Below are 1,711 nucleotides of genomic sequence, written 5' to 3' on the forward strand. Positions count from 1 at the left end.
GCCGGGCGTGAAGCAGAGGTGCGGGCCGGAGGGGTTCTTGGAGTCGCGGACGGCTACGCCTCCGGCGGGGAGGGCGGCAAGTTCGAAGCACTGGCTGTCACCTGCGGTGAAGCTGCTCTTCTGCCAGGACAGCGTGGCGGGATCTATCGAGTAGAGATCTGCCTTCTCCATCAGTCAATCTTCCTTGTTCTTGATACCGGTGATCAGGTCGCGGCTCTTGTCTGGATCGAGCGCCGCCCCGGAGAGGTTGTTGAAGATGCGGTGCAGGCGTCGCAGGTCCCGCGGGTCATCCAGCGTCAAGTTACCAGCGACAGATTCACCGAAGGCGATGTCAGGCACATCATCATCGGCGAACTCGAAGACCTGGAACGCAGCGATCTGTGCTCCTTCTTCCCCCTTCTCGTAGGGGATTACCTTCAGCTCGACGGTCTCGCGCTCCGACTGCTCCAGAAGGTGCCGAAGCTGCTCCCGATGGCCCTGACCTCCACCCACCTGAAACTCCAGAGCCGCCTGAGTCACTACGTAGTGGCACACGAGCGGACGGTCGGTCTCCAGCAGCCGCTGCCGCTGCCGCCAGTCACGGACCTCAACGAGTGCGTCGATCTGGTCGGGCCCCAGCGAGGCGAACCCAGCACCGATCACCGCACGGGCATAGCGTTCAGTCTGCAACAGCCCAGGAATCATGCCCACTTGATATTCGCGCACGACTGACGCCGCAGCCTCGAACCCGAGGAAACGCTCGTACTCGGCGGTGATGACCTCCCCGTACCGTGCCCACCAGGGCTGACGCCGCTCTCGGGTGGCGGTGTGCAACTCAGCAAGACTGACCCGCTCGGATTCCGAGACGGTGTAGAGATCCATGAGTTTGGCGAAGTGCTCGTGCGAGCAGTTCCGCTTGCCAAGTTCTATCCGGCTGATCAGCGAGATGTCGCAGCCGATGGCCGCTGCGACTTCCGCGAGGGTCAGGTGATTGACCTCGTCACGGAGACGACGTAGCGCCCGGCCGAGCGTGACACGAGACATCAACGGCGTACTGCTGGCGGCAGGCATGAAGCTCCCTCTGTCCACGAGTTGGTCACGAGATTAGCCCGGTCGACCACATCGTGTTACCGAGACCCTAATCGAACTGTCGAGCAACTTGTCAATTGGACAGTCCAATGGCTTGACCTACCTCAACGACAAATGCCACATTGACTTCACTACAGAGCGCACTCGACCGAATGCCGAGTGTGTCCACTCCGGTGCTGCCAATGGTGCGCCGGGCAACTGATCGACGAGCAGATGCCTGTACTCATCCGGGAGTTCGGACCGCTCGCGAATCGGTAGGAGCTGTCATGGGTGAACCGAACGAAGTGACCTTCAGGCTGACCCGGCGCCGCAGCAGCGTCCCCAGAGCGCGGGCGATGCTGCATGCGGCGTTCGGGGACTGGTCCGTGGGCCAGGACGCGCTGGACGACTCGGAGTTGGTGCTCTCCGAACTGGTCACCAACGCGCTGCGGGTACGCGTGCCGGGCGATCGGCAGGTCGGTGTACGGATTCTGCTGCTGCCGGACGAACGTCTGGTCCGTCTGGAAGTGAGCGACGCGGGGGCCGGCAAACCGCAGATTCAGCACCCCTGCGAGGACGAGACGGGCGGACGCGGGCTCATGCTCGTGGAGGCGCTGGCTCACCGCTGGGGAGTGGAGGAGCGCGTGGGCGGGATCGGGAAAAC

3 protein-coding genes are annotated in these 1,711 nt (G+C 63.2%); 1 reads left to right on the top strand and 2 read right to left on the bottom strand.

The window, feature by feature from the left end; genetic code table 11:
* Both AB0P17_RS43220 and AB0P17_RS43225 read right to left on the bottom strand, forming a co-directional pair.
* On the bottom strand, window positions 1–171 hold a 171-nt coding region (locus AB0P17_RS43220; RefSeq protein ID WP_365820612.1), incomplete at its 3' end, for a DUF397 domain-containing protein.
* A 3-nt stretch (window positions 172–174) separates the two neighbouring features.
* A complete protein-coding gene (locus tag AB0P17_RS43225) occupies window positions 175–1,050 on the bottom strand; it encodes a helix-turn-helix transcriptional regulator (RefSeq protein WP_365820608.1) in 876 nt (291 codons plus the stop codon).
* 284 nt (window positions 1,051–1,334) lie between these two features.
* On the opposite strand from AB0P17_RS43225, the gene AB0P17_RS43230 reads away from it, so the two are divergent.
* The coding region (locus AB0P17_RS43230) for an ATP-binding protein (RefSeq protein ID WP_365820610.1) at window positions 1,335–1,711 on the top strand (377 nt) is incomplete at its 3' end.

The sequence above is a fragment of the Streptomyces sp. NPDC088124 genome (assembly GCF_040685895.1).
GTDB lineage: Bacteria > Actinomycetota > Actinomycetes > Streptomycetales > Streptomycetaceae > Streptomyces.